Source organism: Rhodococcus sp. SJ-3 (assembly GCF_051918125.1).
GTDB lineage: Bacteria > Actinomycetota > Actinomycetes > Mycobacteriales > Mycobacteriaceae > Rhodococcus.
This window is the reverse complement of sequence record NZ_CM123306.1, coordinates 4,950,713-4,964,644: the sequence shown is the minus strand read 5'-3', so window position 1 is coordinate 4,964,644 and position 13,932 is coordinate 4,950,713. Positions and strand designations below refer to the sequence as shown.

General features: G+C 64.8%; 11 protein-coding genes. 9 read left to right on the top strand and 2 right to left on the bottom strand.

The window, feature by feature from the left end; translation table 11 throughout:
* Window positions 1-49: 49 nt before the first annotated feature.
* Window positions 50-2,845, bottom strand: coding sequence for an aconitate hydratase (locus ACTDXD_RS23170; protein WP_440124529.1), 2,796 nt, complete (start codon window positions 2,843-2,845; stop codon window positions 50-52).
* Window positions 2,846-3,121: 276 nt separating this feature from the next.
* On the opposite strand from ACTDXD_RS23170, the gene ACTDXD_RS23165 reads away from it, so the two are divergent.
* Window positions 3,122-4,303 carry a trans-sulfuration enzyme family protein gene (locus ACTDXD_RS23165; protein ID WP_440124528.1) on the top strand — a complete coding sequence of 394 codons (1,182 nt, stop codon included), beginning with the start codon at window positions 3,122-3,124 and terminating at the stop codon, window positions 4,301-4,303.
* 83 nt (window positions 4,304-4,386) lie between these two features.
* On the opposite strand, the gene ACTDXD_RS23160 is transcribed toward ACTDXD_RS23165, so the two are convergent.
* Complete coding sequence (locus tag ACTDXD_RS23160) at window positions 4,387-4,746, bottom strand: hypothetical protein (RefSeq protein WP_440124527.1); 360 nt, start codon at window positions 4,744-4,746, stop codon at window positions 4,387-4,389.
* 203 nt (window positions 4,747-4,949) lie between these two features.
* Here ACTDXD_RS23160 and ACTDXD_RS23155 point away from each other — a divergent pair, with 203 nt between their 5' ends.
* The 8 genes from ACTDXD_RS23155 to idi all read left to right on the top strand — a co-directional run bounded on the left by ACTDXD_RS23155 (window position 4,950) and on the right by idi (window position 13,900).
* Window positions 4,950-5,237 carry a hypothetical protein gene (locus ACTDXD_RS23155; protein ID WP_440124526.1) on the top strand — a complete coding sequence of 96 codons (288 nt, stop codon included), beginning with the start codon at window positions 4,950-4,952 and terminating at the stop codon, window positions 5,235-5,237.
* A 249-nt stretch (window positions 5,238-5,486) separates the two neighbouring features.
* A complete protein-coding gene (locus tag ACTDXD_RS23150) occupies window positions 5,487-5,585 on the top strand; it encodes a potassium-transporting ATPase subunit F (protein WP_440124525.1) in 99 nt (32 codons plus the stop codon).
* Window positions 5,586-5,592: 7 nt separating this feature from the next.
* Window positions 5,593-7,293 carry a potassium-transporting ATPase subunit KdpA gene (gene kdpA, locus ACTDXD_RS23145; protein ID WP_440124524.1) on the top strand — a complete coding sequence of 567 codons (1,701 nt, stop codon included), beginning with the start codon at window positions 5,593-5,595 and terminating at the stop codon, window positions 7,291-7,293.
* A gap of 47 nt (window positions 7,294-7,340) precedes the next feature.
* Window positions 7,341-9,383, top strand: a complete 2,043-nt coding sequence (kdpB, locus tag ACTDXD_RS23140; protein WP_440127766.1) for a potassium-transporting ATPase subunit KdpB — start codon at window positions 7,341-7,343, stop codon at window positions 9,381-9,383.
* Window positions 9,384-9,386: 3 nt separating this feature from the next.
* Window positions 9,387-10,025: a potassium-transporting ATPase subunit C gene (locus ACTDXD_RS23135; RefSeq protein ID WP_440124523.1), complete on the top strand. Its 639-nt coding sequence runs from the start codon at window positions 9,387-9,389 to the stop codon at window positions 10,023-10,025.
* Between the two features lie 7 nt (window positions 10,026-10,032).
* Window positions 10,033-12,567 carry a DUF4118 domain-containing protein gene (locus ACTDXD_RS23130; protein ID WP_440124522.1) on the top strand — a complete coding sequence of 845 codons (2,535 nt, stop codon included), beginning with the start codon at window positions 10,033-10,035 and terminating at the stop codon, window positions 12,565-12,567.
* The gene (locus tag ACTDXD_RS23125) at window positions 12,564-13,244 is read left to right on the top strand and encodes a response regulator (RefSeq protein ID WP_440124521.1); all 681 of its coding nucleotides are present in this window, start codon (window positions 12,564-12,566) and stop codon (window positions 13,242-13,244) included. The genes ACTDXD_RS23130 and ACTDXD_RS23125 overlap by 4 nt, the downstream gene beginning before the upstream one ends.
* A gap of 98 nt (window positions 13,245-13,342) precedes the next feature.
* Window positions 13,343-13,900 (top strand): isopentenyl-diphosphate Delta-isomerase, encoded by a 558-nt coding sequence (idi, locus tag ACTDXD_RS23120; RefSeq protein ID WP_440124520.1) that lies wholly within the window; start codon window positions 13,343-13,345, stop codon window positions 13,898-13,900.
* Window positions 13,901-13,932: the final 32 nt, after the last annotated feature.

The window sequence follows — 13,932 nt, the reverse complement described above, 5'->3', positions numbered from 1 at the left end:
ACACACCCCTGCTCATGCGACGGGATGTCCGCCGACGGCGGCGGATGCGCTATGCCGCCAGCTGACGGAGCACATACTGCAGAATTCCGCCGTGCCGGAAGTACTCTGCCTCTGCTGGGGTATCGATACGCACCATTGCATCGAACTCGATGTCCCCTGCGCGCACATGTACGGTCTCCGGTATCGCGTCTGCATCGGCCAGTCCGGTGATCTCGAATTCTTCCTCCCCTGTCAGGCCGAGACTTTCGGCCGAGGTGCCCTCAGGGAATTGCAATGGCAGCACCCCCATTCCGATGAGATTGGACCGGTGGATTCGTTCGTACGACTGCGCAATCACCGCGCGCACCCCCAGCAGCAGTGTGCCTTTGGCCGCCCAGTCACGCGACGAGCCCGAACCGTATTCGGCGCCGGCCAGCACGACCAGCGGAGTGCCGTCGTCCGCGTACTTCTGCGCGGCGTCGTAGATATCCATCTGTTCGCCGGTGGGAAGGTAGCGGGTGACTCCTCCTTCGACATCAGGGACGAGCCCGTTCCGCAACCGGATGTTCGCGAAGGTACCGCGGATCATCACCTCGTGATTACCGCGCCGCGACCCATACGAGTTGAAGTCTGCGAAATCGACGCCGTGCTCCTGCAGATAACGTCCCGCGGGACTGTCGCGACGGATCGCACCGGCCGGCGAGATGTGGTCGGTGGTGACCGAGTCACCGAGAAGTGCCAGGACCCGTGCGCCCGCGATGTCGCGTAGCGGCTCCGGCTCCGCTGTCATCCCGTCGAAGTACGGTGGGCGCCGCACGTACGTCGAGTCGTCCTTCCACTCGAACACTTCACCGGTCGGGACATCGAGGTTTCGCCACGTGTCGTCACCGTGATAGACATCGGCGTAGCCCGACTCGAACATCTCCGAGCGCACGCACTCGTCGATGACGGCCTGAATCTCCTCCGTGGACGGCCAGATGTCGCGCAGAAACACGGGGTTGCCGTCGGCATCGGTACCGAGTTCGTCCTCGAAGATGTCGACGAGCATCGACCCCGCGAGGGCATACGTGATGACCAATGGCGGCGAGGCGAGGAAGTTCATCTTCGTCTGCGGATGGATCCGGCCTTCGAAATTGCGGTTTCCCGACAACACCGCCGACACGTTGAGGTCGTGTTCGTCGACCGCGGAGGCGATTTCATCGAGTAAGGGACCTGAGTTGCCGATACACGTGGTGCATCCGTAACCCACGAGGTTGAAGCCGAGCTTATCGAGATACGGTGTGAGTCCCGCTCGTTCGTAGTAGTCGGTGACGATCCTCGATCCGGGCGCGAGGCTGGTCTTCACCCACGGTTTGCTGCGCAGGCCCTTGTCCACCGCATTCTTGGCGAGCAGTCCGGCACCGATCATCACCGACGGGTTCGACGTGTTGGTGCACGAGGTGATCGCAGCGATCACAACGTGGCCGTGGTCGAGTTCGAATTCGGGGCCGTCGCCGATGTGCACGGGCACCTTGTTCGACGGCGGATCTGCCGCGGTGAAGTCGTCGGGCAGGGGGTCACGCGGTGGTGCGCTGGTGTCCTTACCGAAGATCGCGACGGGATCGCTCGCGGGAAACGACTCGATCGAGCCCTCGTCGAGACCCACCTCCTGCACCTGCGCGACGACGCCGGGCACATCGGCGCCGGCGAGCAGCGCCCCGACCGCCTGCGGTGCGAGAGCCGCCGGAATGCGGTCCTGCGGTCGTTTGGGACCGGCGATCGACGGGCGCACCGTCGACAGGTCCAGCTCTACGACCTGACTGTATGCCGGTTCGCGGGACGGGTCGTGCCACAGCCCCTGTGCTTTGGCGTAGGCCTCGACGAGACGCACTTGCTCCTCGGCACGTCCGGTCAGCCGCATGTAGTCGAGCGTGACGTCGTCGATCGGGAAGATGGAGATGGTCGAACCGTATTCGGGACTCATGTTGCCGATCGTGGCCCGATTCGCAAGCGGCACATTCGCCACGCCGGGTCCGAAGAACTCGACGAATTTGCCCACCACGCCGGTTTTGCGCAGCATTTCGGCGACTGTGAGAACCAGGTCGGTGGCGGTGGTGCCCTCCCTCAGTTCTCCGCTGAGCTTGAATCCCACGACCTGCGGGATCAGCATCGAGGCGGGCTGACCGAGCATCGCGGCCTCGGCTTCGATTCCGCCGACACCCCACCCGACGACACCGATACCGTTGATCATCGGAGTGTGCGAATCGGTTCCGACCAGCGAGTCAGGGTAGGCCAGCGTCTCTCCGTCCTCGGTCTCACGGGTGAAGACGACCCGACCGAGGTGCTCGAGGTTGACCTGATGGCAGATGCCGGTACCGGGAGGTACGACCTTGAAGTCGTCGAACGCACTCTGCGCCCACCGCAACAGTTCGTAGCGTTCGCGGTTACGGGAGAATTCGAGGTCGGTATTGATGCGGAATGCGTCTTCGGTTCCGAAGACATCGGCGATCACCGAGTGGTCGATGACCAGTTCCGTGGGAATCAGTGGATTGATTCGTGTGGCGTCGCCGCCGCGGGTCGTCATTGCGTCGCGCATCGCGACGAGGTCCACGACACACGGCACACCGGTGAAATCCTGCATGAGCACACGGGCAGGTGAGAACTGGATTTCGCGGTTGTGCTTGGACGCGGGGTCCCAGCCGGCCACGGCCTCGATCTGTTCGCGCGTGACCAGACGGCCGTCCTCGGTGCGCAGGAGGTTCTCGAGAAGGATCTTGAGACTGTAGGGAAGGCGATCCGACCCGGGGACCCTGTCGATGCGATGGATCCGGTAGTCGATGCCGTCGACGGTCAGGGTGTCGCGGGTTCCGAAGCTGTCGTGACTCATTACTGCCTCCAGGGGCTGCAGTGCTTACACGCAGGCGTGCGTTCGAGCGGGCTGGGCTCGTCGTGTCGATCACCGTGCCGAACGGCGTCACCTCGACGCTACGACACACAGCGCGGCCCGTCAGGGAATCGGCCGGGTGACCATCCGGCGGACTGCTGCCCCGGCCACGGAACGGCTCGACCGCCCAAGTTGCGGCAGTCGGCGACGGGCCCGACGTTCGTGAACGGGATACTGCGTCGGGTCCACTCGAACGCACCTCGTGAACGGAGTTCAGACGTGAAGCATGCATCAGCAGGTCGATCCACCCGGGCGATCCACGGCACCGGCCTCACCGATGCCTACGGTGCACCGCACCTGCCGGTCTACAACACGACGACGTTCTCGTTCGAGAACACCGCGGCGCTGCTCGAAGTCGCCGACGGGCACACCGAGGGGCCGCTCTACACGCGCTACGGTCTGAACCCGACGATTTTTGCGCTAGAGGAAACCATGACGTCGATCGAGGGTGCGGAGGGCGCTTTGGCGTTCTGTTCGGGTATGGCCGCTGAAACAGCCTTGTTCACTCAGTACGGACGCGACGGCATCGTGTGTGTCGGCGACGCTTACGGCGGCACGATGGAACTGCTCACCGCGCAGCTTTCCTTGCTCGGCATCACCACCACATTCCTCCTCGGCGACGAACTCCACCGCCTGGACGATGCCCTCCGTGGCGGAGCGAAGCTGGTGTTCTTCGAAACGCCCACCAATCCCGCGCTCGGGATCTACGACATCGCGGCGATCGCCGACCTCGCACACAGTCACGGTGCTCTCGTGGCGGTCGACAACACGTTTGCGTCACCCGTCAATCAGAATCCTCTCGAGTTCGGCGCCGATCTCGTCTCGTACTCGGCCACCAAGTACCTCGGTGGCCACTCCGATGTCACGGCCGGACTCGTGCTCGGGGCTGCCGCGCTCATCGACCCGTTGAAGCCCTGGCGCAAGAGCTTCGGGTCTTGCATCGCACCCGAGGCCGCCGCGTTGCTGTCGCGTAGCCTGCGCACCCTCATCGTCCGCGTCAGACAACACAACGCCAATGCACAGGCGGTCGCAGAAGCGATGGAGGCCGATCCCCGGGTCGCGCGGGTGTTGTACCCGGGCCTGCCGAGTTTCTCCGGGCACATGCTCGCGGCGAAGCAGATGACGGGTTTCGGCGGGATCGTGACGATCGAGATCGCCGCGGACACCGAGACGACAGTGCAGGTGGTCGATCGTCTTCAGTTGTTCACTCTTGCACCGAGTCTCGGCGGAGTCGAAAGTTTGGTCACGCAACCGGTGACCACCACCCACTACGATCTTTCACCGCAGGAGCGGCTGCGACGCGGCATCACCGGCTCCATGGTCCGCTTGTCGGTCGGTCTCGAGGACGCCGATGACCTCATCGCCGATCTCACACATGCCCTCGAGGTCGTCACCGTGTGACTGCCCATACGGGGTGCGACTGCTCACTACGGGCAGGGCAGCGTACGAGTCCCCGCGGGCCATCCGACGACGGCGGTCACGCGTCATCTCGACGGCCGGGCACCCACTGCGCCGAGGCGGGCCTCGAAGAACGAGGTCACCCACGCCGAGACAGCGATCGCAAAGCTCAATCCGGTGACGAACAACGGACGTGCGACAGCTCCGACCAGACCTCGGTCGTCGGCGTCCGTCCGCGCGTTCCCTCCCGGCGCTTCGCGGATGTCACCTGCCGGAATCCACGTCGGGGCGGGGTCCGAATCTGCGGAACGGAAATACCACAATCCGGACGGATAGATCCGGTGCGGGCCGGACACTTGGAGATTCCGCCCCTGGTAGCGAGCTGTCATGCTGAGTGCGGTGTCGTCGGTGGGTGTGGTGTCGTTCATGGGTGCGATGTTGCTCATGCGATCACGTCCCGTAAGTAGGAAGTGGCGGTGCCCGTGAGGCGCCGATTCGGTGGGTGACGTCTATGGCAGCTACCACCCCCGAGCGTAATGGTGGGTCGGCGCGCGTGCATCGCCGAGATAGTGCGAGAAGAAACACCGCTACAGGTGCCGACGCGAGTTCGATCTCTCTGGCATCTCTGTCTCCTGACAGAATTCGCGGTATGCATTCAGATCCCTCGACACCGTCGCCCTATCGCAACGGCGCAGGCAGCACAGCTCTCGTCGCCGGGATCGCTGCGGTGGTGTTCGCCATCGTTCCCATCGTCGGCGATCTGGTCACCGTCCCGGCCGGACTGGTGGCGGTGGTATGCGGCTGGATCGGGATGATGCGTGTGGAGAAGGGCGTGGCCGACAACCAGCGGGACGCCCTGATCGGTGCAGTGCTCGGCATAACCGGATTGTTCGTCGTTTTCCTGGTTTTCGTTGCGACCCACAGTGCGGGTCGATAGTCGGCAGAGCGTAAGCGAAACGTCAGGACATCGGACGGAAGCGTCAAGATTTCGTATGGATCGACTCCGACCACGCTGATCGGACGCGATGGTGTGATGCGGCGCCGACCGGCGCCGATCCGTGTCGACGACAGGAAACGAGATGGCAGACGCCGCCTATGTGGCGCTTCTGATCGCTGGGATCGTGACGTGCGCTCTGACGCTGCGCGCCCTCCACAGCATCGACCTCCACACGACTGGGGGACGCAGGTGACGTGGGCCGGAGTGACAACCACTGCTTTGATTGTGATTGCCGCGGTGACCGTGGTGTATCTCCTCGTCGCATTGCTCGATCCGGAGAGGTTCTGACGCCGCCATGACTCCTGCATTTGCTGCGGGACTGCAGATTGCACTGGTAGCCGCGGTGCTCGCCGTGGTGTATGTCCCTCTCGGTGACTACATGGCGAAGGTGTACACCACCGAGACCGGGCTTCGGAGCAAGGATCTGAAGATCGAGACGCTTCTCTACCGGGCGTGCCGCATCGACTCCCGCGCTGAACAAACCTGGTACGGGTACGCCACCAGCGTGCTCGGTTTCTCGCTCGCGAGCGCGCTCCTTCTCTACGGCCTGCAACGGATCCAGGGTGTGTTGCCGCTGAACCACGGACTCGAGGGTGTCAGTCCCGCCGTCGCGTTCAACACCGCGATCTCGTTCGTCACCAATACGAACTGGCAGTCTTACGTTCCCGAAACAACGATGAGCCCGCTGACACAATCCGCCGGACTCGCAGTGCAGAACTTCGTCTCCGCCGCAGTGGGTATGGGCGTCGCCGTCGCGTTGATTCGCGGGCTCGTGCGCGTCGGCCGAGGAGGGGAGCTCGGCAACTTCTGGGTGGATCTCACCCGCGGCACACTACGCATCCTGCTGCCGCTCTCGATCGTCATCGCGATGATCCTGTTGAGTCAGGGCGTAATCCAGTCCTATCGGAGTGGTTTCGTCGCGGCAGGACTCGATGGGAACGCGGTGACCACCGCGCTGGCTCCGGTCGCGTCACAGGAGGCGATCAAGGAGCTGGGGACCAACGGAGGCGGAGTGCTGGCTGCGAACTCGGCGCACCCGTTCGAGAATCCGACACCGGTGAGCAATATCGTGGAGATCATTGCGATTCTGCTCATTCCGGTCGCGCTCACCCGCACATTCGGCACCATGATCGGTAGCCGGCGCCAGGGGCTGACGGTGCTGGCAGTGATGGCGGCGCTCTATACCGCGATCCTCGCGATCACCCTCACGGCCGAAACCCGCACGCACGGTGTCGCCGCCGACGCGGCGGGTGCCATGCTCGAAGGTAAAGAGGTGCGCTTCGGCATACCGGGTTCAGTGCTCTTCGCGGTGTCCACCACGGGCACGAGCACAGGTGCGGTCAATTCTGCGCACGACAGCATGTCACCACTCGGTGGCGGCGCCCTGCTACTGAACATGCTGCTCGGCGAAATCGCGCCGGGTGGGGCCGGGACCGGACTCTACGGCATTCTCGTCATCGCCATGGTGGCCGTGTTCATCGGCGGGCTGCTCGTCGGCCGCACACCGGAGTTCCTCGGCAAGAAATTGCGTACGAGGGAGATCACCCTCGCCGCACTGAGCATCCTGGTGATGCCCGCCCTCGTGCTGATCGGCACCGCAATTGCCGTTGTTCTTCCTGCTACAGCAGGCGCACTCGGTAATTCTGGGGATCCAGGGACACCCGGTGCGATTCACGGATTCACCGAAGTGCTCTACGCATACGCATCGGCGGCGAACAACAACGGCAGCGCGTTCGGCGGGCTCACCGTCACGAACGACTGGTTTCAAGCGAGCCTCGGGGTGTGCATGCTCTTCGGGCGTTTCCTGCCGATCGTGTTCGTGCTCGCGCTCGCCGGATCCCTGGCCTCACAGCAACGTGTGCCCGCAGGTTCAGGGACCCTGCCCACCTCGGGAATCGCGTTCGCCGGATTGCTCACCGGCACAGCTGTTCTGGTGGCAGCACTGACCTTCTTCCCCGCCCTTGCGCTGGGCCCGATTGCGGAGACACTGCATTGACCGCACCCACTACTCCCACGACTTCCCCCGACCCGGCACCCGCCGAGGTGAATGCCGAACGCATCACCGCGGGCGTGTTCGACGCTCGTCAACTCTCCGCTGCCGTCCCCGGCGCATTCCGCAAGCTCGATCCGCGACACGTCGCACGCAATCCCGTGATGTTCGTCGTGCTGGTCGGGTCTGTGATCGCAACGATCGCGGCCGTCGTCGACCCGAGCACATTCGCATGGGCGATCGCCGCATGGCTGTGGTTCACCCTGTTGTTCGCCAACCTCGCCGAGTCCGTCGCCGAAGGACGCGGCAAGGCCCAAGCCGAGTCACTACGAAGGACCAAGCAAGACACCGTCGCCCGCCGATTGGTCGCCCCGGATCTCGAAGAGTCGGTCAACGGCACCCAGCTACGGGTCGGCGACCTCGTCGTGGTCGAAGCCGGAGAGGTCATCCCAGGTGACGGCGATGTGGTGGACGGTATCGCGACGGTCGACGAGTCCGCGATCACCGGCGAATCCGCTCCCGTGATCCGGGAATCCGGAGGTGATCGTTGTGCTGTCACTGCCGGCACCACGGTGCTGTCCGATCGCATCGTCGTCCGGGTCACCGCCGAGCCCGGACATACGTTCGTCGACCGCATGATCGCGCTCGTCGAAGGTGCGGTCCGGCAGAAGACCCCCAACGAGATCGCATTGAACATCCTTCTCGCCGCCTTGACGATCGTGTTGCTGCTCGCGGTGGTCGCGGTCGGGCCGATGAGCGCGTATGCCGGTGCGGAACAAGGGTCGATAGAGCTGATCGCGCTGCTGGTGTGCTTGATCCCCACCACGATCGGTGCGCTGCTGTCGGCGATCGGTATCGCAGGAATGGATCGGCTCGTGCAGCGCAACATCCTGGCCAAGTCGGGCCGCGCCGTCGAAGCAGCAGGCGACATCGACACGCTACTACTCGACAAGACCGGCACGATCACCTACGGCAATCGGCGCGCCACTGCACTGCATCCTGCGCCCGGCGTCACCGAACACGATCTGGCCGTCGCAGCGAGAATGTCCAGTCTGTCGGACGGCACTCCGGAGGGACGCAGCATCGTCCGACTGTGTGCAGAGCAGTACCGGCTCGACTCCCACAGTTCGACCGCCGAGAACTCTGCCGAGTTCGTGCCGTTCACCGCGCAGACCCGGATGAGCGGCGTCGACATCCTCGACGCCGGAAACATCGTCCGTGTCCGCAAAGGCGCCGCCGACACCATCGCACGCTGGGTGCGCGAGCAGAAGGGGGTTGTGCCCCGCGAGGTGACCGAGGCAGTCGACGACATCGCAGGTCGCGGCGGCACGCCGCTGGTGGTCGCACAGGGACGAGAGATTGCCGGCGTCGTCGAACTCTCCGATGTGGTCAAACCCGGTATGGCCCAACGATTCGCCCAGCTGCGTGCGATGGGGATCCGGACCGTGATGATCACCGGCGACAATCCGCTGACCGCGGAAGCGATCGCGCGGGAAGCGGGTGTGGACGACTATCTTGCCGAAGCGACTCCCGAAGACAAGCTGGCACTGATCCGCTCGGAGCAGCGCGGTGGCCGCCTCGTCGCAATGACCGGAGACGGCACCAACGACGCACCCGCGCTCGCGCAGGCGGATGTCGGTGTCGCGATGAATACCGGGACCTCCGCCGCAAAGGAGGCGGGCAACATGGTCGATCTCGATTCCGACCCGACCAAGCTGATCGAGGTCGTCGAGATCGGCAAGCAACTGCTCATCACGCGCGGTGCCCTGACCACGTTCTCCCTTGCCAACGACCTGGCCAAGTACTTCGCAATCCTGCCCGCGTTGTTCAGCGGGATCTACCCGCAACTCTCGGAACTGAACATCATGGGCCTGGCGACCCCGCAATCCGCGATCCTGTCGGCGGTGATCTTCAATGCGCTCGTGATCCTCGCGTTGATTCCGCTGGCACTGCGAGGAGTCCGCTATCGGCCGTCGAGCGCGTCGTCGTTGCTGGGCCGCAACTTGCTTGTCTACGGCCTCGGTGGCGTCGCCGCACCGTTCGTCGGCATCTGGCTCATCGACCTTGTGGTTCGACTCGTACCGGGAATGGGATAGGACATGCACACGATGAATTTCCTGCGTCAACTCCGCGTGGGCGCGGTCCTGCTGCTGATGCTCACCGCCGCCGTCGGCGTCGGGTATCCCGCGACCGTGTGGGCGGTGAGCCGCCTCGGGATCGACAGCGCTGAGGGAGCGCCGTTGACCGACACGAACGGGTGCGTCGTCGGTAGCCGGTTGATCGGTGTGGATCCGCAGGTCGCGCCCGGCGATCCCGACCCGTTCTTCCATCTGCGGATGGTCGGGTCGGTCGCCGAGGACGACCCTTTCGCTCCGGGCGACCCTGCAGCCGCGCTCCCGTCGAACCAGGGCCCGAGCAGCGATATCCTGGAAATGTTCATCGAGGAGCGCCGCGCGACGATCGCGGTCCGCGAAGCTGTGGTTGCAGAGGAGGTACCGGCCGATGCGGTCACAGGGTCGGGGTCCGGCGTCGACCCCCACATCTCCCCCGACTACGCCGAACTGCAGATCCCCCGAGTGGCCCGGGTCACAGGCCTGAACATCGACTACGTCCGCGAGCTCGTCTCCGAACACACCGAGGGCAGGCAATTCGGGTTTCTCGGCGAGGAAAGGGTGAATGTGCCTGAACTGAACGTGGCACTCGGGCTGACCTCACCCGGATGCACCACCGGACCGTGAAGTGGCGATGAGCGAAAACCCCGGTCCCGCGACTCGACGCGGACTCCTGAGGATCTACCTCGGCGCAGCGCCGGGTGCAGGAAAGACGTACGCCATGCTCGGAGAAGCGCATCGACGCCTTGCGCGCGGCGGCGACGTGGTGGTCGCGATCGTCGACACCCACGGGCGTGTCCGCACCGCCGAGCAGGTCACAGGTCTCGAAACAGTTCCGCCTCGGCGGTGGAAGTATCGGGGAGTCGAACTCGACGAACTCGACCTCGACACCGTGCTCGCACGCAGGCCCGCGGTGGCGTTGGTCGACGAACTCGCCCATACGAACGTGCCGGGCAGCAGAAACGAGAAGCGCTGGCAGGACGTCGAGGAACTGCTCGACGCAGGCATCGATGTCCTGTCCACCGTCAACATCCAGCATCTCGAATCGCTCAACGACGTCGTCGAGCAGATCACCGGCGTCGCGCAACGCGAAACCGTCCCGGACACGGTGGTGCGCCGAGCCGAGCAGGTCGAGCTCGTCGACATCACTCCGCAAGCGCTGCAGCGGCGGCTCGCGCATGGCAACGTCTACTCGCAGGACAGGATCGACGCTGCGCTGCGCAGCTATTTCCGTGAGGGGAACCTGACGGCGTTGCGCGAGATCGCGTTACTGTGGCTTGCCGATCAGGTCGATGTGGCGCTCGCAAAATATCGCGGCGAGCACGCCATCACCGACACGTGGGAAACACGCGAACGCGTGATCGTCGCCGTCACAGGCGGCCCCGAGTCCGCCACTCTGATCCGTCGTGCGAGCCGGATCGCGGCCAAGGCCAGCGCCGAACTGGTCGTCGTCAATATCGTCCGCGGGGATGGTCTCACCCGTGTCTCGGAACGCCGGATGAGCACGGTCCGGAAGCTCGCCGCAAGCCTGGGTGCGGGGATGCACCAGGTCGTCGGCGACGACGTACCCTCGACGTTGCTCGCGTTCGCGAGAGAGGTGAACGCCACTCAACTCGTGATCGGGACGTCACGGCGTTCACGCTGGGCCCGCATCCTGGACGAGGGTATCGGAGCAGCCGTGGTCCGCGACTCCGGCAAGATCGATGTGCACACGGTCACTCACGAACATGCCGTGGGCACACCGAAGGTCGCCGTGCTGGGGCGTCACGAACGACGGCTCCAGGCGTGGCTCGCCGCAGTCGTGATCCCCCTCGCTGCCACCGCACTGATGATGCTGGTCGATCGCGTCGTGGGTGTCGCAGGCCAAGAGGCATTGTTCTTCGTCGTCGTGCTGACCGTCGCCCTCTTCGGCGGCATCGGTCCGGCCATCGTGGCGGCGCTGCTGTCCGGCCTACTGCTGAACTACTTCTTCACCGAACCCCACCACAGCCTCACGATCGCCGCGCCGGAGAATTTCGTCACCACCGTCGTGCTGCTCATCGTGGCCGTGGCCGTGGCGGCACTCGTCGACGCCGCCGCCGAGCGTGCGCGGGAAGCTCGTTTCGTGTCGCAGGAAGCCGAACTGCTCGCGCTGTTCGCCGGGGCCGTCCTGCGCGGTGCAGACGTGCACACACTGCTTGCCAAGGTGCGGGAGACCTACGGTCAGAAGGGTGTGGCCGTCCTGCGAGTCGAGGGCGACACCCACGTTGTGCTCGACAGCGCCGGCGTCGAGATACCGACCTCGCGCGACGACGCCGACACCGTGTGCGAGATCGACGAGGGGCGGTACATGCTCTTGCTGTCCGGGCGTCGTTTGCGTCCACGCGACCGACGGATCCTGACCACTGTCACCGGACAGATCGCCGGGTTGGTCCGGCAAGGTGAGCTTGCAGCCGAAGCGTCCCACGCCTCGGCGCTCGCCGAAACCGACCGGCTACGACGGCTGCTGCTGTCTGCGGTCAGTCACGATCTGCGCACGCCGCTCGCGGCGGTCAAGGCATCCGTATCGAGTCTGCGCAGCACCGACATCGAGTTTTCGAAGGAAGACACGTCCGAATTACTCGCGACGATCGAGGAATCCACCGATCAACTCACCCGCCTGGTGACGAATCTGCTCGACTCGTCGCGCCTCGCGTCCGGGGTCGTCGCTCCGGCACTGGATCTGGTGTATCTCGACGACGTGGTCGAACGTGCCGTGCTCACTCTCGCGAACGGTGGCCACGACAACGTGCTCGCCCTCCGAGAACGCATCGAGGTCGACGTCGACGACACAACCGTCTGCGCCGACGAGACATTGCTCGAGCGGGCTTTGGCGAACCTCATCGACAACGCGCTGCGGTACGCGCCGGGCAGTCCGGTCCTCATCGGCGCGACCATCGCCGACGACCACAACATCGTCACCGTCGTCGACCGCGGCCCCGGGCTGCGACGCGACGAGCGCGGTGACGCGTTCACCGTTTTTCCTCGGGCCGGCGATCAGCGCACGACCGGGGGTGCAGGTCTCGGACTCACTGTGGCACGAGGGTTCATCGAGGTCATGGGCGGAACCCTCACCCCGACCGACACTCCGGGCGGCGGCACCACCATGGTCATCGACCTCCCCACTGCACCGGCGAAGATGAAGCCATGACTCGTATCCTGGTCGTCGACGACGAGCCGCAGATCCTGCGCGCCCTGCGGATCAACCTCAAAGCCCGTGGGTACGACGTCGTCACCGCTGCCGACGGCACCACGGCCCTGCGTGCCGTCGCGCAGCACCACCCGGACGTGATCGTCCTCGACCTCGGCCTGCCCGACATCGACGGGATCGAGGTGCTCGCCGGACTCCGTGGCTGGTGCACCACCCCGGTGATCGTGCTCTCTGCCCGCAACGATGCCGCCGACAAGGTCGCTGCGCTCGACACCGGTGCCGACGACTACGTCACCAAACCGTTCGGAATGGAGGAGTTTCTGGCCCGGATCCGCGCGGCCGTCCGACGCGCCACCGCGATCTCCGGGCTTCCGGATCCATTGGTGGTGGCCGCGAACTTCACCGTCGATCTCGAATCCAAGAAGGTCACACGCGAGGGCGTCGACGTGCACCTGACACCGACCGAATGGGGCATGCTCGAGATGCTCGTCCGCAACCGCGGCAAGCTCGTCGGGCAACGCGAACTGCTCACAGAGTTGTGGGGCCCGGCCTACACGACCCAGAGTCATTATCTGCGCGTCTATCTCACCCAGCTTCGTCGCAAGCTCGAACTCGATCCAGCGCATCCCCGTCACCTGCTCACAGAGCCCGGACGTGGGTATCGCTTCGAAATGTGATCGATGCGGAATCGCCGGCTCGAGCCGCGCAGGTAGGCTCGATCCGGCGAATGTCAGACGTCGCCCGATACCCCTGAGCACCTAACGGAGATCTCCAGATGACAGCGCGTGCCCACGACGAACTCGTGGTTCTGCTCGACGAGGACGAGCGACCCATCGGAACAGCTCCGAAAGCCACCGTCCATCACACGGACACTCCGCTTCACCTGGCATTCTCCTGCTACGTGTTCGATGACGAGGGCCGGGTCCTCACGACTCGACGCGCACTGGACAAGATCACATGGCCCGGCGTGTGGACGAATGCGTGCTGTGGTCATCCCGGACCCGACGAATCCCTCGAGGACGCGATACACCGCCGTCTCGAGCAGGAGCTGGGCCTCGCGGTCGACGACCTCACATGCATGTTGCCGCGTTTCCGCTATCGCGCGACGGCAGCCGACGGGACCGTCGAGAACGAAGTCTGTCCGGTGTTCTGCGCCCGCGCAGCATCCCGCCTCGAGCCCGACCCGTCCGAGGTGATGGACTGGTCGTGGGTGTCATGGGCCGATATGCAAACCGCCTCAACCCTTCCGTGGCTGATCAGCCCGTGGTCGGCCGAGCAGATTCCGCAACTCGCTCGGACCGGCGTGGCGCGATGGGTCGACGCCGCGATCTGAACCTCGCCTGCCCGACGGTCGTACTCGACCGG

Excerpts from the sequence above, each read along its gene's own strand:
- ACTDXD_RS23155 (WP_440124526.1), top strand. The coding sequence starts at position 4,950 with ATGCATTCAGATCCCTCGACACCGTCGCCCTATCGCAACGGCGCAGGC.
- kdpA (WP_440124524.1), top strand. The coding sequence starts at position 5,593 with ATGACTCCTGCATTTGCTGCGGGACTGCAGATTGCACTGGTAGCCGCG.
- ACTDXD_RS23130 (WP_440124522.1), top strand. The coding sequence starts at position 10,033 with ATGAGCGAAAACCCCGGTCCCGCGACTCGACGCGGACTCCTGAGGATC.
- idi (WP_440124520.1), top strand. The coding sequence starts at position 13,343 with ATGACAGCGCGTGCCCACGACGAACTCGTGGTTCTGCTCGACGAGGAC.
- ACTDXD_RS23125 (WP_440124521.1), top strand. The coding sequence starts at position 12,564 with ATGACTCGTATCCTGGTCGTCGACGACGAGCCGCAGATCCTGCGCGCC.
- ACTDXD_RS23135 (WP_440124523.1), top strand. The coding sequence starts at position 9,387 with ATGCACACGATGAATTTCCTGCGTCAACTCCGCGTGGGCGCGGTCCTG.
- ACTDXD_RS23170 (WP_440124529.1), bottom strand. The coding sequence starts at position 2,845 with ATGAGTCACGACAGCTTCGGAACCCGCGACACCCTGACCGTCGACGGC.
- ACTDXD_RS23160 (WP_440124527.1), bottom strand. The coding sequence starts at position 4,746 with ATGAGCAACATCGCACCCATGAACGACACCACACCCACCGACGACACC.